The sequence below is a fragment of the Pseudomonas sp. AO-1 genome (genome assembly GCF_019775695.1).
Classification (GTDB): domain Bacteria; phylum Pseudomonadota; class Gammaproteobacteria; order Pseudomonadales; family Pseudomonadaceae; genus Aquipseudomonas; species Aquipseudomonas parakoreensis.
Genome location: NZ_CP079947.1, coordinates 23,120 through 41,381 on the forward strand (window position 1 = coordinate 23,120; position 18,262 = coordinate 41,381).

At 52.3% G+C, this 18,262-nt stretch carries 20 protein-coding genes and 1 pseudogene; 9 read left to right on the forward strand and 12 right to left on the reverse strand.

Features of this window, described 5'->3' with window-relative positions:
• The first annotated feature begins 14 nt into the window (after positions 1-14).
• The 4 genes from KVQ82_RS00110 to KVQ82_RS00125 all read left to right on the forward strand — a co-directional run bounded on the left by KVQ82_RS00110 (position 15) and on the right by KVQ82_RS00125 (position 5,761).
• Positions 15-1,682 (forward strand): TnsD family Tn7-like transposition protein, encoded by a 1,668-nt coding sequence (locus KVQ82_RS00110; RefSeq protein ID WP_042556882.1) that lies wholly within the window; start codon positions 15-17, stop codon positions 1,680-1,682.
• Between the two features lie 382 nt (positions 1,683-2,064).
• Positions 2,065-3,696 carry a TnsD family Tn7-like transposition protein gene (locus KVQ82_RS00115; RefSeq protein WP_224450881.1) on the forward strand — a complete coding sequence of 544 codons (1,632 nt, stop codon included), beginning with the start codon at positions 2,065-2,067 and terminating at the stop codon, positions 3,694-3,696.
• A 186-nt stretch (positions 3,697-3,882) separates the two neighbouring features.
• Complete coding sequence (locus tag KVQ82_RS00120; protein WP_042561925.1) at positions 3,883-4,215, forward strand: DUF2790 domain-containing protein; 333 nt, start codon at positions 3,883-3,885, stop codon at positions 4,213-4,215.
• Positions 4,216-4,435: 220 nt separating this feature from the next.
• Complete coding sequence (locus tag KVQ82_RS00125; protein ID WP_042556881.1) at positions 4,436-5,761, forward strand: OprD family porin; 1,326 nt, start codon at positions 4,436-4,438, stop codon at positions 5,759-5,761.
• A gap of 440 nt (positions 5,762-6,201) precedes the next feature.
• On the opposite strand, the gene KVQ82_RS00130 is transcribed toward KVQ82_RS00125, so the two are convergent.
• The 6 genes from KVQ82_RS00130 to KVQ82_RS00155 all read right to left on the reverse strand — a co-directional run bounded on the left by KVQ82_RS00130 (position 6,202) and on the right by KVQ82_RS00155 (position 11,035).
• The gene (locus KVQ82_RS00130) at positions 6,202-6,669 is read right to left on the reverse strand and encodes a DUF411 domain-containing protein (RefSeq protein ID WP_042561924.1); all 468 of its coding nucleotides are present in this window, start codon (positions 6,667-6,669) and stop codon (positions 6,202-6,204) included.
• Complete coding sequence (locus KVQ82_RS00135; protein WP_080963326.1) at positions 6,659-7,474, reverse strand: cytochrome c; 816 nt, start codon at positions 7,472-7,474, stop codon at positions 6,659-6,661. Before KVQ82_RS00135 ends, KVQ82_RS00130 begins: the two co-directional genes overlap by 11 nt.
• Before the next feature lie 9 nt (positions 7,475-7,483).
• Entirely contained in the window at positions 7,484-8,458 is a 975-nt protein-coding gene (locus tag KVQ82_RS00140) for a copper resistance protein B (protein ID WP_042556880.1), read from the reverse strand.
• Positions 8,430-8,678: a hypothetical protein gene (locus tag KVQ82_RS00145; protein ID WP_176393382.1), complete on the reverse strand. Its 249-nt coding sequence runs from the start codon at positions 8,676-8,678 to the stop codon at positions 8,430-8,432. The genes KVQ82_RS00140 and KVQ82_RS00145 overlap by 29 nt, the downstream gene beginning before the upstream one ends.
• A gap of 12 nt (positions 8,679-8,690) precedes the next feature.
• Entirely contained in the window at positions 8,691-10,652 is a 1,962-nt protein-coding gene (locus KVQ82_RS00150) for a copper resistance system multicopper oxidase (protein WP_042556879.1), read from the reverse strand.
• A gap of 176 nt (positions 10,653-10,828) precedes the next feature.
• Positions 10,829-11,035 (reverse strand): co-regulatory protein PtrA N-terminal domain-containing protein, encoded by a 207-nt coding sequence (locus KVQ82_RS00155; protein WP_042556878.1) that lies wholly within the window; start codon positions 11,033-11,035, stop codon positions 10,829-10,831.
• A 350-nt stretch (positions 11,036-11,385) separates the two neighbouring features.
• Between KVQ82_RS00155 and flgB the strand changes: the two genes are divergently transcribed.
• Positions 11,386-11,799, forward strand: coding sequence for a flagellar basal body rod protein FlgB (gene flgB, locus KVQ82_RS00160; protein ID WP_042556877.1), 414 nt, complete (start codon positions 11,386-11,388; stop codon positions 11,797-11,799).
• Positions 11,800-11,914: 115 nt separating this feature from the next.
• Here the strand turns inward: flgB and KVQ82_RS00165 are convergent, their stop codons facing one another.
• Complete coding sequence (locus KVQ82_RS00165) at positions 11,915-12,115, reverse strand: heavy-metal-associated domain-containing protein (protein WP_080895979.1); 201 nt, start codon at positions 12,113-12,115, stop codon at positions 11,915-11,917.
• 6 nt (positions 12,116-12,121) lie between these two features.
• The gene (locus tag KVQ82_RS00170; protein WP_140396035.1) at positions 12,122-12,334 is read right to left on the reverse strand and encodes a hypothetical protein; all 213 of its coding nucleotides are present in this window, start codon (positions 12,332-12,334) and stop codon (positions 12,122-12,124) included.
• Positions 12,335-12,473: 139 nt separating this feature from the next.
• Between KVQ82_RS00170 and KVQ82_RS00175 the strand changes: the two genes are divergently transcribed.
• From KVQ82_RS00175 to KVQ82_RS00190, 4 genes and pseudogenes are all read left to right on the forward strand, one after another.
• Positions 12,474-12,749, forward strand: coding sequence for a metal/formaldehyde-sensitive transcriptional repressor (locus tag KVQ82_RS00175; protein ID WP_042556876.1), 276 nt, complete (start codon positions 12,474-12,476; stop codon positions 12,747-12,749).
• Between the two features lie 20 nt (positions 12,750-12,769).
• Complete coding sequence (gene dmeF, locus KVQ82_RS00180) at positions 12,770-13,699, forward strand: CDF family Co(II)/Ni(II) efflux transporter DmeF (RefSeq protein WP_047297385.1); 930 nt, start codon at positions 12,770-12,772, stop codon at positions 13,697-13,699.
• 39 nt (positions 13,700-13,738) lie between these two features.
• Positions 13,739-14,118, forward strand: a pseudogene (locus tag KVQ82_RS31430) (hypothetical protein).
• Complete coding sequence (locus tag KVQ82_RS00190) at positions 14,111-14,275, forward strand: DUF1289 domain-containing protein (protein WP_080895978.1); 165 nt, start codon at positions 14,111-14,113, stop codon at positions 14,273-14,275. Before KVQ82_RS31430 ends, KVQ82_RS00190 begins: the two are co-directional and overlap by 8 nt.
• A 166-nt stretch (positions 14,276-14,441) precedes the next feature.
• On the opposite strand, the gene KVQ82_RS00195 is transcribed toward KVQ82_RS00190, so the two are convergent.
• The 4 genes from KVQ82_RS00195 to KVQ82_RS00210 form a co-directional block, all read right to left on the reverse strand.
• Positions 14,442-16,799, reverse strand: a complete 2,358-nt coding sequence (locus KVQ82_RS00195) for a heavy metal translocating P-type ATPase (protein WP_080895977.1) — start codon at positions 16,797-16,799, stop codon at positions 14,442-14,444.
• Between the two features lie 2 nt (positions 16,800-16,801).
• A complete protein-coding gene (locus tag KVQ82_RS00200) occupies positions 16,802-17,053 on the reverse strand; it encodes a DUF2933 domain-containing protein (protein WP_080895976.1) in 252 nt (83 codons plus the stop codon).
• A gap of 79 nt (positions 17,054-17,132) precedes the next feature.
• On the reverse strand, positions 17,133-17,669 hold the full coding sequence (locus tag KVQ82_RS00205; protein WP_042556872.1) for a plastocyanin/azurin family copper-binding protein: 537 nt from the start codon (positions 17,667-17,669) through the stop codon (positions 17,133-17,135).
• 167 nt (positions 17,670-17,836) lie between these two features.
• Entirely contained in the window at positions 17,837-18,190 is a 354-nt protein-coding gene (locus KVQ82_RS00210; protein ID WP_042556871.1) for a co-regulatory protein PtrA N-terminal domain-containing protein, read from the reverse strand.
• Between the last annotated feature and the right edge of the window lie 72 nt (positions 18,191-18,262).

The window sequence follows — 18,262 nt, forward strand, 5'->3', positions numbered from 1 at the left end:
CGGGGGGTGGCGAAGTGCACCTTAAACTCCATTTCTTCCCCACCGCGTTCCCCGATGAGACGCTGCACAGCGTGATATCTCGCTATGCCCGTCTTTGCGGTGTTCGTAATTGCCAAGCAGCATTTGCCGGCCTGAAATCGGCGGCAGCATTTTCGCAAAATGTGGCATTCCCAAGTCATTTAGGGGAGTTTGTCGACGCGCTACCCAGCGGTACCGAGCTATCGATAGCCGAGGTCCTTATGCGTCACACGCTATTACCCTACTATGCGCCGTTTTTGACTATGAGCCAGGTAGAACACGCTCGGACGCTGATGACTGCCGATGGGAAGGGTTTGATGTTGAAGCTGGGCGTCAACGCGAGCCGTATTGGATTCGCCTCCCGAGTGCGGTTATGCCCAGAATGTATCGCCCAAGATCAGGCCCAACGGGGAGTTGCTTACTGGCACAGGGTTCACATGCTTCCAGGCGTGCTGGTATGTCCGCATCACGGGACGTCACTTAGTATCCTTGATCCTCGCTGGTCCAGCCGCAGCTCTCGACAACTCAATCTGCCGAGTGATGAGAATGTGCAAGCTCACACGTTACGTCTCGATACCCCGTCGCTGAGCATGCCGCCGCTTCACGAAATAGCGTTGCGCTCACTTCAGGTCATCGAGTCTGAAGTCAGTGCTTTGTCAGCGGAGGCGGTGCGCTACACGTTTTTACAAAGGGCAACGCAGCTTAACCTTGCCTCTGATAACCATCGCTTGCACATGCACATGCTGGCGCAGCACATGGCCGATTTTTTTGCCGCACTCCCGCAAGAATGGGAATTTTCCATACTCGGAGAAGTTCGTGCAGGTACACCCGCCTCGTGGGTCACGAAGCTGCTTCGTACGCCAATAACCTCCCACCACCCGCTCAAATACATTTTATTGGCCGGTGCTCTGGGCATTGACATGGTGAACTTGCTGCATGGTCAACGCCCGGTGAAACAGGCGGTGGCGTGTGGTCCGATAGCTCACATTCAACTTCACACGCGCCTTTCTCCGGTGATGCCCGGTGAAGGCATGGACTGTTCGTCAGCCGCTGTGTGGAAACATGCTCTTGAGGGCGCTGATGCCAAAAAGATCGCTGCCGTTCTAGGCGTTTCATTGGCGTATGTCTATCGTCACATCCGAAATGTAGCCGGCGGGCAAGGTGCTTGGAGTGAGGCAAGATTTCACATTGAGCTATGCGCAAGACGCACGGCTTTCGAGGCTGATTATCGTTTTTACAAAGCACATGCATGCAGGGGGTATGCGTGGCTGTATCGCCACGATAGGCGGTGGCTTTCGGAGTCAACTGTAAACCCAAGCCCCCATCGTACGCCCCGTCTAAATAGCGCCGAAATGTTCGCTGCCCTCGATGCGAGACTGGCCGGCGAAGTCCGTCAGTGTGCTGAAGCGCTTTATGCTCTTGCGGGTAAGCCTGTCCGCATCTCGCGTACCAGAATTGGCCGGGAGCTTCATGTTCTGTCTCGCTTCGAAAAGCAGCTCTGCAAGCTTCCTCTCTGTGCAGCAATGCTCGACAAAGTATGTGAATCAATCGAAGGCTTCCACGATAGGCGTCTGCGATGGGCTAGAAGCAAATTGCTCTCGGAGGGCAAGCCTATATCACGTTCTTCGCTTTACAGGGTCGCGAGCATTCGGCCCACGCTGTAATCCAGCCAGCCATTCCCTCGATCTAAAAAAGTTCTGAATTTAATTCAACGTAAACACATTATTTTTCTGTTAATGAATATTTGCACCTTCCAGAATAGCTACGGCATACGCTGGATGACCACGATCAGCAAGTAAAACGTACTAACCCGCGATCAACAGAAATAGTTTTGCAATTGCCATGGGCTGACCTGCGCAGGTTATCGATACGTGTTTTGTATTCAAGAGTACGATCGCGGCAGGGCTTAGATGAATTCACTACGGTTAAAAGTTGAGCGGCTGGGTATCATTTCCAAATCGATACCGGATACAGAATTTGACGGGTTGCATATATACTGCCCCCGGATGCATATTCTCTTCGAGCCCTACCTTTAATCGGTAAATGATGTCTGATCTATTGTTTTTCCCCGTGTCGATGCCGGATGAAATGCTGCACTCTCGTGTCACCCGATATCACTATCTGTCAGGCAACAGAACCGCGACAGAAACCTACCGCGATTTGTTCGCATCGAAACCCTTTTGCATTGGTGGCATCGTACCCAATCAGATCGAGAGGCTCGCCCACAGACTGCCGGGGCAATCGGAGAGCAATCTCGCAGAGCTGATCAGTAGCAATACCACTTTTCCTGCTTACCGGCCTTTTCTTGGGGTTAAGCAGGGTCCGGAGAACAACGTAGGTCCGCTGGGTTATGACGGGGTGGTACGGGTGCCCCGCAGAGAGGAGTCCACCCATGGCAAGGCTAAGCTTTGTCCTACCTGCGTTCAGGAGGATTTGATTGATCGGGGTTCTGCCTACTGGCATCGATCTCACCAAATACCCGGTGTTGCCGTCTGTTGGCGTCATGGCGACACATTGATCCATGCCTGCCCCGAGTGCTCTCGCCCGTTCTACCGAAAATTGAAGCTACTTCCCAATCTGACTGAGCCATGCGCATGCGGTTGGAGCCCCTTAAACAGCGCAGCGACTCACAAGGGCTCAAAACTGGAACAGAAAGTCGCCCTGTTCGCACACGATATCTTGCAACGCAATATTCCTCCGATAGGCAGTACGGTATTAAGTTCTTGCTACGTCCGCCAATGCAAGAAACGCGGATATATTTTCGGAAAAAATGCAGGTATCGCAAAACTATTCGACAGCATCCAAAGCGCTTACGGTGATGAGCTTTTGTCGCAGATTGATCCAGCCTATAACACCGGGAAACATGAGCAATGGATCCGGCTCAAATCAGACAAAGGTCAGCTAAATATGCCGCTCGCGAGGCATTTGATCATTGCTCTTCATTTGTTTTCCAGTGCAGATGACTTTGAAGAGGCTCTGAAGAATGAGTCTATTCTGCTGAGTGCCTCTGTTTCTCCGCGAGCGTCCAAAGTTGAAGAATCGCATCCTAGCCAAAAAACTAGGTATCGCCAAAAAATTGAGTTGCTTTTAGCGCTACGTAACGACGCCGATGTCGAGTACCTCTGGAAGAAGGCGTACAAACCTACGCAATGGATTCTAGAACATGATAACGCATGGTTAATGGCAAAACTCCGTGCACCTAAAAAAATTGCAGTTACGGTCGAAAAGTCTGTCGACTCAAGAGACGGCGCGTATGCGGCCCTTATCGAAGCGGGCGTAGATGAGCTATATAAAGTTACGAAAGATCCGAAGAGAGTGAATATTCGGAATTTGCAATCGCTACTCCCAGGTTCGTTACCTCATGAGCTGGATCTACGCAAGCAGAGGTTTCCCCTTACTTATCAACAGATAAAGATTCATCAAGAGTCAGTATGGCATTTCCGTCTAAGAACTTTGATATGGACTGTCTCTGAACTCATCCGGATGAAGCTCCCGGTGAATTACTCGACGGTAAGATTGACTTCAGCGGTAGCAAGCAAGGTTTTCCTGGTATTTTCCAGTTTCTTCGAGTGGGATCTGACAAGCCTGGAAAAAACCGGAGTCGACGCGGAGGCCTTGCTCAGATCTACCGGCGTATCGAGGAATTGGGAGGGGCCACCGGTTCCAATAAGCTTTTGAGGTCATCTGTGTTCCGTCAGCGTCTGCCAACCTTTGGTGATAACAAAAATGCCATCTGGCTTGAAAGCGTAAACGCGGAGTAGGGTTCACCTTTCACATTAGTAACCTTCGCGGCAGCTTTCTGAAAGCTTTCACTTGTTACTCTTTAACTCAGAAAATTGAGCTTAGGAGAAAATCATGAAAGCAATGACAGCAGTGAAAGCGTTTTGCGCCGCTTCGGTTTTGACCTTATCTTCATTAGCCATGGCTGAAGGAGGCGGTGACCGCGTGTATGGTCGGATGATGCAAGAAAACCAACAGGCGATGGAGCAATATGCCTTAAGAAATGGTAAGGCCGTCCCTGAAGTTGTTCATTATGAATATGGTATGAACCTCGATATTCAGAAGGTGATCAGTGTCACACAGGCCAACAAAAACTGTAGTGTTGCGCCTTCGCGCATGACCTATGAAGATTCGGCGGGCAAGCTTAATACCGTGGAATACAAGATTATGGGTACCGACTGCCCACATGGGAGTTAGCCCCTTAAGGTCATGTCTACATCAAATCATTCATTTACGCTTTTTAAGCATGCTTGCTGGTCGCTGACATAGAAGTAATTTTCAGGTCACGCTGAAGTTATCTTTTGTATGAAATTATGTCTGTCGGCACGTAGAGGGAATCCCTATGTGCCGGTGGCTTTTTATAATGATAAAAATATTTCATAAAGAAACTCTGCCAAGCAAAAGCCTGGAGTGTTAAATGAACAATAAAAGCTTTTATGGTCTTTCTCTCATTGCCCTTGGCATGAGCATGGGGCAAGTTGCAGTGGCCGTTGAGCAAAAACCTGAGGGGTTCATTGAAGGGAGCTCCCTTAGTCTTCTCAATCGTAATCTCTACTTCAATCGTGACAATCGAAAGGGCCAGTCAAGTCCCACAGGCAATGGTTACGCTGAAGAATGGGCTCATGGGATTATCGGGCGATTTGAGTCTGGCTTCACCCAAGGCACCGTCGGGTTCGGCATAGATGCATTTGCAATGGTAGGACTCAAGCTTGATTCGGGTGATGGGCGCTCGGGGGCTCGAAGCTCAGTGGATGTCATGCCCTACAACAGCAAAGGCCAACCTGAAGACTCTTACTCAAAAGTAGGCGGAGCCGCGAAGGCTCGCTTTATGGATACGGTGGTCAAAGTAGGAGATGTCTTTCCATCCACGCCTGTCGTGGCATATGGCGATTCTCGACTGCTGCCAGAGAGCTTTAAGGGGGCAACGTTCACCAACACCACCATTAAAGACCTGACCATTCAGGGGGGGCGGCTGCATGCGATGAGCCAACCCAACTCCAGCAGCATGCGTGACGGCTTTTCGACTTTCTATGCCGGTGCTGTTGATGCTCCATGGATTGCTTACCTTGGGGGCGATTACACCGTTAATGAGCATGTTGGTGTGAGTCTTTACGCCAGCCAATTTAAGGATGTTTGGAATCAGTATTACGCAGGCACTTCCCTGAGCTACCCGCTCTCAGAGAGCGTCGCGTTGATCGGTGGATTTAATTACTACCGCGCGGTCGACGAGGGTAAAAAACTCCTGGACAGCTTTGATAACAATATCTGGAGTGGCAAAGCCGGGGTTAAATTCGGCGTCCACACGGTGACCGTTGGCTATCAGCGCAGCAACGGCAATGACGACTTTGATTACCTGCGCCAATCGGACTCGATTTTTCTGGATAACTCCATCCAGTACAGCGACTTCAACTCACCGAAAGAGCAATCCTTGCAGCTTCGCTACGACCTGGATATGCAAGCGTTCGGCATCCCAGGCCTTAGCTTCATGACCCGCTACGCGAAGGGGTGGGACGCTGATTATTCCAACGCGAACAGCGTGTATATGCGTCGCGGAGCAGATGGAGCGCCATTGCAAGACCAAAAGCGTTGGGAGCGAGACATTGAGGCTAAGTACATCATCCAGTCAGGCTCTCTGAAGGACATGTCGCTGCGTGTTCGCCAAGCAACCACGCGTGCTACCGATTTCGAATCTGATTTGGATGAGGTCCGACTGATTGTCGAGTACCCACTGCAACTGCTTTAACGAGCGCTAACCTGCGGCACCAATTGTTCGACTACCAGGTACACCCCGTCTCCTTGTTTCTCCTTTGGTTTGGGAGGCGGCTTAGGCGCCCTAGTGGCGCCTTTTTTTGTGTGGATTGACATAAGTGCGGGACGTCCTGTTGTCAGTACCTGTGTTCGCCCCGCTTGGCAAACCTGCTGTCTAGGAGCTTTTGATCCGTTGACAGGCAATCTCCATTCATAACTGAGACTGAAGGTGCAGAGTCATCGTCGATATTCACTTCGACTGCGTGCGCATCGTTTAGCTGAGGGCGTTATAGAGTGGGGCTGGGGGGAACAGCAGGAGAGACGGCCAACAGTAGCTCATTGTCTTTGCGTGTTACTTGAGCGCGGAATGGACAGTATGTGTCCCGCTGCATGGCTATGTCGCTAACCACGCAGGGACAGGATTGAGGGGCCAGATTAGTTTCCGGGGTATTCAGCAATGACCTGGTCTGCGCCTGCTTTGGACAAACCGATTACCTGGTAAGCATCATGTTTTCCGTTGACTTCCATGCCCGGGGATCCAGCCGGCATGCCAGGAACGGCGATCCCGAGAAGGTCGTCACGTTTGCTCATCGCAATGATTTGCTCGGCGGGCACGTGACCTTCAACAAACTTTCCATTGATCATTGCTGTGTGGCAGGACGAGAGTCGTGGAGCAACACCGAGATCCTGCTTGACCGCGCTCATGTTGGTTTCTACATGATCAACGACGGTGAAGCCGTTAGCTTCAAGGTGCTGGATCCACTTCTTGCAGCATCCACAGTTAGCGTCACGATGGACGTCGATCGTCAGCGACTCTGCTGCATGACCAGCTGAACTGATAAACAGAGCCGCAAATGCAGCGAGGCGAAGTGCCCGACCGGGACGAAGAAAGTTATTTCGCATGGGTATGTTCCTTCCCATCAGCGTGGGTATGAGTTTTTGGCTGAGTGGCCGGAGTTGCAGGGGCGTCATGTGAAGCCTCCACAACCTGAGGATGGGCGTGTTCGGTACTTTCATCCTGAGAAGGCGCTTCGGCCGCCTCATGGGCATGAGCGCTGTTTCTCTCGCCATGATGGTCGCCTGCTTCGGCTATTTCTTCGCCTGTACCCGCATCATGATGCCCCGCGACAGCGCCTTTTTGGCCCTCATGCTGGCCTTCATGGTTATGCATTTTGCTCTCGCCGCCACCGTGTTGATGACCACCGCTGCTGGTTGCGAGAGCTTTGTATTGCTCTGCATCCATTGAAGGCAGCTGCTGGAGAAATGCGACCATTCCCCATATGTAGGGATCGGCCATGCTTTTACCCCAAGCGGGCATGCCTGTGGATTTGATTCCATGCTTGATGATCCAGAAAGCTGCGGCAGGGTTTCCATCAACGCCCAGTTTTGAAAGATTCGGAGGTGCGGGGTAAAGGCTATTACTTAACTCGGTTCCTTCAATACCCGGAGCGAGATGGCAACCGATGCACATAGAGTTGTAGTTGCCAGCACCTGCGCGGATTAGAGCTTCTTCGCTCAGGTCGGGGACTTTAATGTCGCGTGAGCGCACTTCGATCGAGCGATCCCGAGCGGTGGAAAGTAGCGCGTAAACGGGATCGGAGTGTGGTTCATCCGCCCCAACATTGATCACACCAAAATAAACCACGCCGGCACCTGTTATTGCGGCAACCACCCCGGCAGCAGTCAATGTTTTCAACGTTCTTTTCATGTCAGGCTCTTAAAACCACATCCGAATACCGGCGACAAATCGCGCCTCGTTCGCATGCTCTCCTTCATCGCTGGCCAGGTCTGCCGTATTGCCGTAGGAGCGGCTCCAGCTAACCCCAATGTAAGGGGCAAATTGGCGAACAATCTCATAACGCAATCGGAGCCCTACTTCGGTGTTTGCCAATCCAGACCCAATGCCGCGTTGAGGATCATTTTTTCCGTAAAAATTGGCTTCGGCCGTTGGCTGCAAGATCAGGCGATTGGTCAGCAGAATGTCGTAGTCGCCTTCCAATCTAGCAGCGGTTTGACCGTTCTCACCGATATAGGCAGTCGCTTCGGCTTCAAAGTTATAGAGGGCCATGCCCTGAATACCGAGCGCTCCCCAAGTTTGTGGTGATCCGGGCTTGAAGTCTTGTCGTACGCCGGTGACGACATCCCACCATGGACCGATGGAGTGCCCCCAAAGGGCTGAGAGTTCAGCGTTTTCCGTTACGCCATTGGTACGTTCGCCTTCCGAACGCAACCACAGTCGGTCAACGTCACCGCCGATCCATCCTTTTGCATCCCAGGCCAACGCACTACCGTTGTCAGCATCCTGGTACTCAAACTTATCCAGCAGCATGAAGGAGTTGACCTTCTTGTCGTGAACGCCATGACCAGCCACATCAGGGAACGCGGCTGCACGGTCAGCGTCGGTCAGTACAGGGATTGGAGTTCGGCTGGTGGTGGTAGCCCCTCCATCCATACTTTCCATACCGTCCATTGCTCCATTGTCCATGCTCATCTTGCTGTGATCCATTGCCCCCATCTTGCTATGGTCCATAGCTCCCATCGAGCCGCGATCCATCTTGGAGTGATCCATCTCTTCTGCCGCCTGGGCCATGAAAGAGAAAGCAGGACTGGTAGAGACTGCCAGTGCCATCAACGTTGGACGTAAAAACTTACTGGTCATGATCTCAATCTGCCTTTTTGGTTTTTTGGTCATGACCCATCGACTCATGGCTCATCTTGCTGTGATCCATTGATCCGTGATCGGGCTTTGATTCTTTTGTCGCAGTTGCAGGCTTGCTCGTTGGCTCCGCAGGAGTAGCAGGTGAATGAACACTACTATCCTCGACTGCCAGCGCCACGGACGAGAGTCCACCCATCAAGCCGACGGCAAAGAGGCAACCGACCAGCGATTTACGATTTAGGTATGTGCTCACAGATCGTCTCCTTTACTCATCAACCCGTACTTCACGGAACATGCCCATTTCCATATGGAAAAGCAGGTGGCAGTGATAGGCCCAGCGACCTAAGGCATCGGCGGTGACTCGATAGCTGCGCTTGGTACCTGGTGGCATGTCGATTGTGTGCTTGCGCACCATGAACTTGCCGTTTTCATCTTCAAGGTCGCTCCACATTCCGTGAAGGTGAATGGGGTGCGTCATCATGGTGTCGTTTACCAAGGTGATGCGAAGACGCTCCCCATACTTGAGACGAAGGGGCTCAGCGTCAGAAAATTTGATGCCGTTGAAGGACCAGGAAAACTTTTCCATGTGACCGGTCAGATGTAGCTCAATGGTGCGATTGGGCTCGCGGCCATCAGGGTCCTCGAAAGTGCTTTTCAGGTCTGAATAGGTGAGGACTCGACGACCATTGTTCCGCAAACCGATGCCTGGATCGTTTAGCTTTGGCGTCGGGGTCATGGCTTGCATATCAACCAAGGGGTTGTTGGTTTCGGAGGCTGGGTGAGTCTGCATTTCTCCACCCATACCGCCCATGCCAGCCATCTTGCTGTGGTCCATACCGGCCATGTTGGACATATCGCCTTTGTCCATGCCCGCCATCTTGCTATGGTCCATGCCAGCCATGTTGGCCATGTCGCCTTTGTCCATACCAGCCATCTTGCTGTGATCCATACCAGCCATGCTAGTCATATCACCGCCGTCCATGCCGGTCATCCCGGTCATGTCACTTTGGTCCATGCCCGCCATCTTGCTGTGATCCATGCCAGCCATGCCGGACATGTCGCCGCTGCCCATACCAGCCATGCTGCCATGGTCCATACCAGCCATACCGCCCATTCCCATGTCATCCATGGACAAAAGAGGCCTAGGGTCGATCGCAGGCACTTGTGCCTTTAATCCTTCGCGAACTGCGAGGGTTCCGCGTGCATACCCGGTTCTGTCCATAGACTGGGCGAAGATGGTGTAAGCCTCTTCACTGGCGGGCTCAACTATCACGTCATACGTTTCAGCTACGGCGATGCGGAATTCGTCGACGCTGACCGGTTTGACGTGTTGGCCGTCGGCGGCCACAACGGTCATTTTCAAGCCAGGAATTCGAACGTCGAAATAGCTCATCGCCGAGCCGTTAATAAAACGAAGGCGCAGCTTCTCACCTGGTTTGAAAATACCGGTCCAGTTACCGTTGGGCGCCTGGCCATTCATGAGGTAGGTGTAAGTATCTCCACTGACGTCTGCGAGGTCAGTGGGGTTCATTTTCATTTCTGCCCACATCTTTCGGTCGGCTACGGTAGATGACCAGCCTTGCTTGCTGACATCGTCGATGAAATCGCCAACGGTACGTTTGTGGTGGTTGTAGTAGTCAGATTGCTTCTTAAGCTTCGCCATGACGCGACTAGGATCTTCATCGGTCCAGTCAGTCAACATCACCACGTAGTCGCGGTTGTATTGAAAAGGTTCAGGTTCTTTCGAGTCGATAACGATTGGCCCGTAAACGCCTGCCTGCTCCTGTAAGCCCGAGTGGCTGTGATACCAATACGTACCGTTCTGATGGATCTTGAATTTGTACTCGTACATACCGTCGGGTGCGATGCCATGGAAGCTTAATCCGGGTACGCCGTCCATATTGGCCGGCAGGATGATCCCGTGCCAATGGATGGAAGTGTCCTGGTCCAAACGATTTTTCACACGCAGTGTGACTGTCTCTCCTTCGCGCCAACGCAGCAAGGGTCCTGGCAATGATCCATTGATGGTCATGGCCGTGCGCGGCGAGCCGGTGATGTTTACAGGGGTTTCACCAATAAACAGATCAAATTCGTTGCCGGTGAGGACGCTCGGCAAGCCTGGACTGGTCACTGCCCATACAGGAGTGCGCCACAGACCAAGGCCGCCAAGGATGCCACCGGCGGCCAGGCCTTTAACGAATGTCCGTCTAGAGGTTTTGGAATGCATGCCGTTTATTTCCAATCAGTCAAAAGGGAGCCGTTCAAAACAACCCGTGAGTTGGCAAGATGAGCTTCGCTTACCGTTAAAAAGACGAATTTTTACAGCAAGCGAGCTCAGAAATTGCCACATCTAAACCACCTTAGTGATTACATTTCTGTCAGGTTGGCCGCGTGCCTAATCGTTCAGCAGTTTTTATGATCCATCGCTTTCGCTTTGCTCTCAGCGACAGGCGGTTGAGAGCTCTGCGTTTGAGCTACCTGGTACGATTCCATCGAATTATTTTTGGCCAATTCCATACGTGCGAAAGTCCGATCACCACCGCCCTCAGCCATAGCCAAAGATGAAATGCTCAGAGCAGCGATGACGAACAAGGATTTGATAGTGTTCATTTGGGGTTTCCTCAGATCAGTACTGGCCGCCCCTGAATCCAATCGTGCATTGATTCGTAGCGGGTGAGCATTAGGCTCAATAGGACTATAAGGGTCACCCGCTGTCGGGAAGCTTAGGCCAATATTACAGTTGCGTCAGGTTGTGATATTTCTCTTGAAGAACATCGTATTTAGTCCTTAAGGTCTCGGTCTTCCAGCGCGCATCGATATTACTCACCAATAATATCAACGGGCGAACCTTTGTAGGTTTTCGTTACTCAAGGTGACTATGTCTTTGAACCTCTATTGGTCGGAGATGTGAATCCGGAGGTATCGCGTAGTAAATAAGTGAGCTTGTTGAGGATTATTGCTTGAGTATTAGTTTCGAAAAAGCGGTCGGCGTAGCGGAAAGAGCTTTGAATCTTCGTAGCCAAAGAGCCGAAATCCTGAGTAACAACATCGCAAATGCTGATACGCCGAACTACAAGGCCCGAGATTTAGATTTTTCTACTGTGCTCGCCCGCGAAATAGAAAAAACACCTGCCACTCTATTTTCTTTGGAAACAACAAATGTAAAACACATTGCCGGAATAGAATCCGTAAGCGATATTTATGGAATTAGTTTGCTTTACAGTACACCGGCTCAACCTGCCATTGACCAAAATACTGTCGATCAGCAGGTTGAGGTCGCAAAGTACACAGAAAATGGAATACGTTTCGACGCCGCTTTTACTCGGTTGAATGGAGCATTCAAAGGTTTGCTCAAAGCTCTGCGAGGTGATTAGTAGCGCAGGGGCTTGCGAGCGGTAATTGTGGTCGACGCTGCTATGGTATCCCTGAATGTTCACCAAGTGGATCCCCCCTGCAACGGGCGTCTGACCAGGGGCAGCTGTCAGCGCTTCAAGCGCTGATCTGGCAAGGAAAACCTACCGCCTCGACAGCTTTACGAATCTGCTCTGGGCTTTCGCTGCTTTCAACTCTCACCTTACCGGCTGACCGATCCACGGAAACCGTAGCTTCGTTATCCATTGACTGAATCGCCTTGGTGATTTTGCTGACGCAACTGCCGCAACCAATGCCGGAAACATTTAAAACGAACATGGTTTTTTACCTCTCAAGCTGAGCGGTTTCTTTTCGCCGCACCAACAGCATCGACGTTGACACGATGGCAAGGTCAACAGTTATCTGTTTCGGGTTGTGACCGTCATTGTGATGGGTAGTTGGGCAGACTTGACCACTCGTTTGCATTTGACCTGACCAACCATTTGCAGCGTATTCGACTTTGGCCATCGCCGGCAGAGAACGGTTAGAGGCGGACATTACAGCTCCTCTCGCTCCTCGCTCGCACTTGAGGCCTCTTTTCTGCCAGGGACTGTAGATGCTCTCTCCGCTCTATGATCTTGCATAGGCATAGGGGGTATGCCTATCATGCGCAATACATAGGTAGGGGGGGTATCCCATGGGCCATATTGCAGCAAACAAAGAAAATCTTCTCAAACGCGTAAAACGCATAGCCGGACAAATCCAAGCCGTTGAACGAGCATTGGAATCGGATCTCGATTGCGCAAAAACATTACACCTTGTTGCTGCCACTCGCGGAGCAATCAACGGCTTAATGGAGGAAATCATCGAGGACCACGCGCGGGAGCATGTCGCGAACCCTGCGCTCAGCGAAGAAGAGCGTAACAGGGGCGTCGAAGAGCTTCTTGAAGCCATTCGCCGTTACGCTAAGTGAACGCATCTAGGTACACACTCATGAGCAACACCAACATCAATTACACACACGACCACGTGTTCCTTGGCTCAGCGCACGACGAAAATGCCAAGCGTACGCTTTGGGTTGTGGCACTGACGGTGCTGATGATGGTCGGCGAGATCACCGCCGGCTATATTACGGGTTCGATGGCGTTACTGGCCGATGGCTTCCACATGGCAACCCATGCCGGCGCATTAGGCATCGCGGCGGCCGCTTACGGATATGCAAAACGCCATGCTTCCAGCGAGCGCTACAGTTTCGGTACCGGAAAGGTTGGAGACTTGGGCGGATTCGCCTCGGCACTGGTTCTCGGTATGGTCTCCCTGGGAATTGGCATTGAGTCTGTCATGCGCCTCTTGCAGCCAACGGAAGTTCAGTTCGGCACCGCTACGCTCATCGCGATTACCGGTTTGATTGTCAACATTGTCAGTGCGTTGTTGCTGGGCCACGGGCACAGTCATGAGCACGACCATGATGATCATGCCCATGCCCATGCCCATGCCCGTCACGGGAACGACAACAACCTGAAATCTGCGTACGTCCACGTTATCGCGGACGCGCTCACTTCAGTTCTGGCCATTGCGGCACTGCTCGCCGGGCGTTATCTCGGTTGGGTTTGGCTGGATCCGGTCATGGGTATCATCGGCGCCATTGTTATCGCGCGTTGGGCCTGGACCTTGATGGGGGGCACCGCAGGTGTGCTGCTGGATCAGACAGATGCGCACGTTGCCGAGGAAATCCGCGAACTGGTTGAGAAGCCGGGGGATGCCATCATCACTGACTTGCATGTCTGGCGGATTGGGCCGCAAGCCCATGCGGCCATCGTCAGCGTCGTTGGTAAGGCCACTGCGAACGCCGACAGCATTCGTGAACGTCTCAAGCCGGTTCACGAAGTCAGCCATCTGACGGTCGAGTTTCGACCGGCCTGATTCAGAGCCTGCCCTCCATTGTCTCCAAAGGAACCCGCAATGCCACCAGGGAAACGCGAACTGGCGCGGATAGAACGCCGGTTGATACCAGGCTCACCGAAGCGTGTGAAACAGCAAAAGGTGAAATCAAAGGCTTTATCTGGCTCACCCATACCGCTGACCTCAACGCGCTGGCTGAAACCCTGAAGGTCATCTGGGTATTCGAAACCTTGGCGGATAGAAAGCTCGCCTTGTTTGACGCGAAGGCGCGCATCTTTGAGCTGACGGCTATCGCGTTGAAGGAGGCCGACATCGTCCTGACCCCTTCAGACCACAGCGTCCACTTCGACTCTGAGGAGGAGTGTCAGCGAACTCACGGAGGTTACTGGAACACCCGCCTGACTCAATACGTGTGTCCAAAGGTGGCTGACAATGGCTAAAGAAATCGAGAATCCCTGCATCTCAGTTTGTCAACTCAGTGGTGATCTGTGTATGAGCTGTGGGCGAAGCAAGGAAGACATCAGAAAATGGAAACGCATGAAGCGGCCTGAAAAAATGGCCGCTGTGCAAAGGGCGAGTGTGCGCTTGAAGGACTGAAGAAAACACATGGGTAGTCCCTTGCCCAGATTTACCGCTTTGGGTCGTTATGAGCCCCTCAGCTTTGATGTCTGGTTGGTCAAATTCTCAATCACAGATCAGTCAAATGCGAATGACTGGTCAGGTTCTATGCAAACGCATGGCAAGTGCGCTGCAATTTTGAAGTTCAGTCAATTCGGGTATTCCTCAGTCTCAATGCATTGAAAACTACAGATGCAGAACTGACGCTCATGGCTATGGCAGCGATCATTGGCGACAAGAGGTGTCCCGTCAGTGGATAGAGCAAGCCTGCGGCAAGGGGGATACCCATCGAGTTGTAAAGAAAGGCGAAACCCAAGTTTTGCCGCATGTTTTTTACTGTTGCGACCGAAAGAGCCCTTGCTCGCAAAATCCCCATCAGGTCGCCTTTTACTAGCGTGAGTTGCGCGCTATTCATCGCAACGTCAGTCCCTGTCCCCATGGCAATGCCCACATCTGCTCGCGCCAGGGCTGGTGCATCGTTGATACCGTCACCGGCCATGGCGACCTTCCGGCCGTTTTGCTGAAGGTCTGCGACCAGACGCTCCTTGTCCTGAGGTTTCACTTCACCGTGGACTTCTTCAATCCCCATCTCCCTGGCGACAGCCCGAGCGGTGGTGAGCCCGTCGCCAGTAGCCATGATGATTTTGATGTCATCAGCCTTGAGCTTGGTGACTGCTTCTTTGGAGGTCGGCTTAATCGGATCTGATACTGCCAACAACCCTGCCAATACCCCGTCGACTGCGAGGTAGATGATGCTGATGCCGTCAAGTCGCAACAACTCTGCACGCTTTTGTAGGGGCTTGGTGCTGACACCTGCGGCTTCCATCAACGCGGTGTTCCCCAGTTGGATCTTCTTGCCATCAACGATGCCACTGACCCCGATACCTGAACCAGACTCAAAGGATCCTGGCTTGGTGAGCTTAATGTTCTCGGTTCGGGCGTGATCGACGATTGCATGAGCCAAGGGATGTTCGCTGCCCTGATCAAGGCTGGCAGCAAGCTGAAGAACATCGTGGGGATTGAAACTGGGTGTGGCCTCCACACTGTGAAACACTGGCCGTCCCTCTGTCAGGGTGCCTGTCTTATCGACAATCAGTGTGTCGATCTTGCATAGGTTTTCGATGGCACTGGCATCCCTGAACAGCACGCCCATGCTGGCTGCTTTACCTGTCGAAACCATGATCGACATGGGCGTAGCAAGACCCAACGCACAGGGGCAAGCGATGATCAGCACGGCGACAGCGTTGATCAGACCAAACACCCAGCTGGGCTCAGGGCCAAAAAGCCCCCAACCAACAAATGTCAGTATCGCAATCGCGATAACACCCATCACAAAGTAGCCGGCAATCGAGTCGGCCATTCGTTGCATTGGTGCTTTGGATCGCTGAGCCCGAGCGACCATCTGTACGATCTGTGACAGCATGGTCTCGGCGCCGACCTTCTGCGCCTCCATTACTAAGCTCCCATGTGTATTGAGCGTGGCACCGATCAGACTATCTCCAGCTCTCTTCATTACCGGCACTGGTTCGCCAGTAAGCATGGACTCATCCACCGCACTTTCACCTTCCAGTACTGAGCCATCAACTGGAACCTTTTCACCGGGTCTGACCCGTAGATGGTCTCCAAGGTGGACATGGGTGAGAGGAATGTCTTCTTCCTGTCCATCGGTATTGATCCGGCGTGCTGTCTTGGGCGACAGGCCGAGAAGGGACTTGATGGCGGCGGAGGTTTGCGATCGTGCTTTGAGCTCAAGAATCTGCCCAAGCAAGGTGAGTGAGATGATGACCGCTGCGGCTTCGAAGTAGACGCCGATGCGTCCATCTTGCATGAAGGTGGCCGGAAAGCTTTGAGGTAAGAGCGTTGCCATGACGCTGTAAAGGTATGCTGCGGCGGTACCCAACCCAATCAGTGTCCACATATTTGGGCTGCGATTTCTAATAGATGCTATGCCTCTGACAAAAAAAGGCCAACCTGCCCACAAGGTCACCGGTGTCGCCAGAGCCAGCTCGATCCAGTTTTGGATCGGGCCATGGAAAAGTTGTAACGTGTGTCCCGCCATGGCGAGCAAGGTCACTATCACGGTTAATGGCAGCGACCACCAAAAGCGGCGGGCGAAATCCCGGAGTTCAGGATTTTCTTCTTCATCGAGCGCGGGTATGACCGGCTCTAATGTCATGCCACATTTAGGGCAGTTGCCGGGTCCGGGCTGGCGTATTTCCGGGTGCATCGGACAGGTAAACTCAGTGCCTGTTTGTACCGCAGGCTCTGGAGTGGTGACGCGGGACTCGGCGCTCGAAACATTACTGCTGAAGCGTTCAGGATCAGCTCGAAACTTCTCCTGGCATTTCAGGCTACAGAATTGATACTTCTGTCCCTGATAAGACTCACCAAATTTACTTGATGAAGTGACTGCCATTCCGCACACCGGGTCACGTAGATCATCGTCATTTAGCGGAGCAGCATGGGCGTGACTGTGGTCGTGGTGGCTCGATATGTTAGGCATGTCTATTTCCCTTCTTTGTCCTTGTGGGTTGCTGCCTGATCGCCATGGCTATGTCCGCCATGGCTATGTCCAAAAAAATGCATTAATGGACAGATCAACAGAATCAGATAAGGCCAAAATGGATAAACGTGGCTGAAATGCTCCCGCAACACGTAGAAGGCACCAATCGCAATGAGCATGATTAGGACAACGCCTGTTTTGCGCCTCCAATATGGTGCGGTGGTGTTTCCATCCAGGCGCTGATGGTTACTCATGATCTAAGCCTCACTGTGTACTCTGCAACAGAGCGTAGCCAACTCCTGTGTCGAAGCGGTGGGAGAAGCCGGCTTAGGCTTATTTCAGGTCAAACTGACCGACCATTCCCGATTGGTAATGTCCGGGCACATTGCAGGCAAACTGAAGGCCTGTACTGTTGTTGAAGGTCCAGATCAGCTCTTGGGTTGCGCCAGGCTCAATCAGGACGCTGTTCGGGTCGTTGTGCTCCATTCCGACCATCTTCATTCCACCCATGCTGTGGCTCATACCGCTCATCGTTTTTCCGGTACCGGTGGGGTTAAGCGTCCCGTTCTGGAACATGCTTGCCATTTCTTTTTGGTGTGCTGCATGAGCAGAGGCTTTGCCGATGTTGAACTCGTGCAGCAGCGAACCATCATTGCGAAGGACAAATCGAATGGTTTCACCAGGCTTAACGTCGATGCTTTCAGGTTTGAAGAAAATATCGCCCATCTCGACCTCCACCGTACGAGTAACCTGAGAGGCGACTCCAGGCTGGCCGATGTCCTCTTTCCCATGCCCTGCGCTGGCCATAGCCGTAGCACCGAAGAGGAGAGTGATTGCTGCGATGACAGGGGTAACGAGCTTAGCTTTCATAGTGACCTCGAGAGTAAGAGGAGTGGGAGCACTGGCTATGCTAAAGACATGGAGCTGCCAGTTAACTGACCTGAACACTACATTTCTGTCAGTTTTCAAAAAAGCACGGCGTCCAAATGACGCCGTATTTAACGTTACTGTTCAAAAAGCCCATTGGAAGCCGGTTTTCACTGATGATTCTCTGAAAGCATCAATTTGTGCTCGCGCTGCATTTGGTTCAAAACGTCATCGACGATTTTGTCGTGCTTTTCCATCCAGGCGAGGTGCTGCTGAGGAGACATTGAGGCGTCTGGATGATCTTTATGGAGTTGGCTCATGAGCTCTCCCAGCATCTTCATATGCTCAGTCATGTGGACATGACGCTGACCTTCAGGAGCGTTTTCAGCTTGTATCAGGACAGCTTCTGCCTTGTTGCGCAGACCCTCCATACGCTCTATAACCCGGTCTCCGCCACTTTCAGCCCATACAGAAGCTGAGACGAGTATTGAGCTCACAAAAAACAGAATTTTCAGGCGATTCATGGGGCAACTCCTTATGGAATTGTTTTCCGGCTCCTAAACGTTTCATGCTGAAGAGTCGGTCGAGCACTAGGA

What these genes read in the sequence shown, in the direction of transcription:
- KVQ82_RS00115 (WP_224450881.1), top strand. Translation starts at nt 2,065, where the DNA reads ATGTCTGATCTATTGTTTTTCCCCGTGTCGATGCCGGATGAAATGCTG.
- KVQ82_RS00120 (WP_042561925.1), top strand. Translation starts at nt 3,883, where the DNA reads ATGACAGCAGTGAAAGCGTTTTGCGCCGCTTCGGTTTTGACCTTATCT.
- KVQ82_RS00125 (WP_042556881.1), top strand. Translation starts at nt 4,436, where the DNA reads ATGAACAATAAAAGCTTTTATGGTCTTTCTCTCATTGCCCTTGGCATG.
- KVQ82_RS00130 (WP_042561924.1), bottom strand. Translation starts at nt 6,669, where the DNA reads ATGCGAAATAACTTTCTTCGTCCCGGTCGGGCACTTCGCCTCGCTGCA.
- KVQ82_RS00135 (WP_080963326.1), bottom strand. Translation starts at nt 7,474, where the DNA reads ATGAAAAGAACGTTGAAAACATTGACTGCTGCCGGGGTGGTTGCCGCA.
- KVQ82_RS00140 (WP_042556880.1), bottom strand. Translation starts at nt 8,458, where the DNA reads ATGACCAAAAAACCAAAAAGGCAGATTGAGATCATGACCAGTAAGTTT.
- KVQ82_RS00150 (WP_042556879.1), bottom strand. Translation starts at nt 10,652, where the DNA reads ATGCATTCCAAAACCTCTAGACGGACATTCGTTAAAGGCCTGGCCGCC.
- KVQ82_RS00155 (WP_042556878.1), bottom strand. Translation starts at nt 11,035, where the DNA reads ATGAACACTATCAAATCCTTGTTCGTCATCGCTGCTCTGAGCATTTCA.
- KVQ82_RS00165 (WP_080895979.1), bottom strand. Translation starts at nt 12,115, where the DNA reads ATGTTCGTTTTAAATGTTTCCGGCATTGGTTGCGGCAGTTGCGTCAGC.
- KVQ82_RS00170 (WP_140396035.1), bottom strand. Translation starts at nt 12,334, where the DNA reads ATGTCCGCCTCTAACCGTTCTCTGCCGGCGATGGCCAAAGTCGAATAC.
- KVQ82_RS00175 (WP_042556876.1), top strand. Translation starts at nt 12,474, where the DNA reads ATGGGCCATATTGCAGCAAACAAAGAAAATCTTCTCAAACGCGTAAAA.
- dmeF (WP_047297385.1), top strand. Translation starts at nt 12,770, where the DNA reads ATGAGCAACACCAACATCAATTACACACACGACCACGTGTTCCTTGGC.
- KVQ82_RS00190 (WP_080895978.1), top strand. Translation starts at nt 14,111, where the DNA reads ATGGCTAAAGAAATCGAGAATCCCTGCATCTCAGTTTGTCAACTCAGT.
- KVQ82_RS00195 (WP_080895977.1), bottom strand. Translation starts at nt 16,799, where the DNA reads ATGCCTAACATATCGAGCCACCACGACCACAGTCACGCCCATGCTGCT.
- KVQ82_RS00200 (WP_080895976.1), bottom strand. Translation starts at nt 17,053, where the DNA reads ATGAGTAACCATCAGCGCCTGGATGGAAACACCACCGCACCATATTGG.
- KVQ82_RS00205 (WP_042556872.1), bottom strand. Translation starts at nt 17,669, where the DNA reads ATGAAAGCTAAGCTCGTTACCCCTGTCATCGCAGCAATCACTCTCCTC.
- KVQ82_RS00210 (WP_042556871.1), bottom strand. Translation starts at nt 18,190, where the DNA reads ATGAATCGCCTGAAAATTCTGTTTTTTGTGAGCTCAATACTCGTCTCA.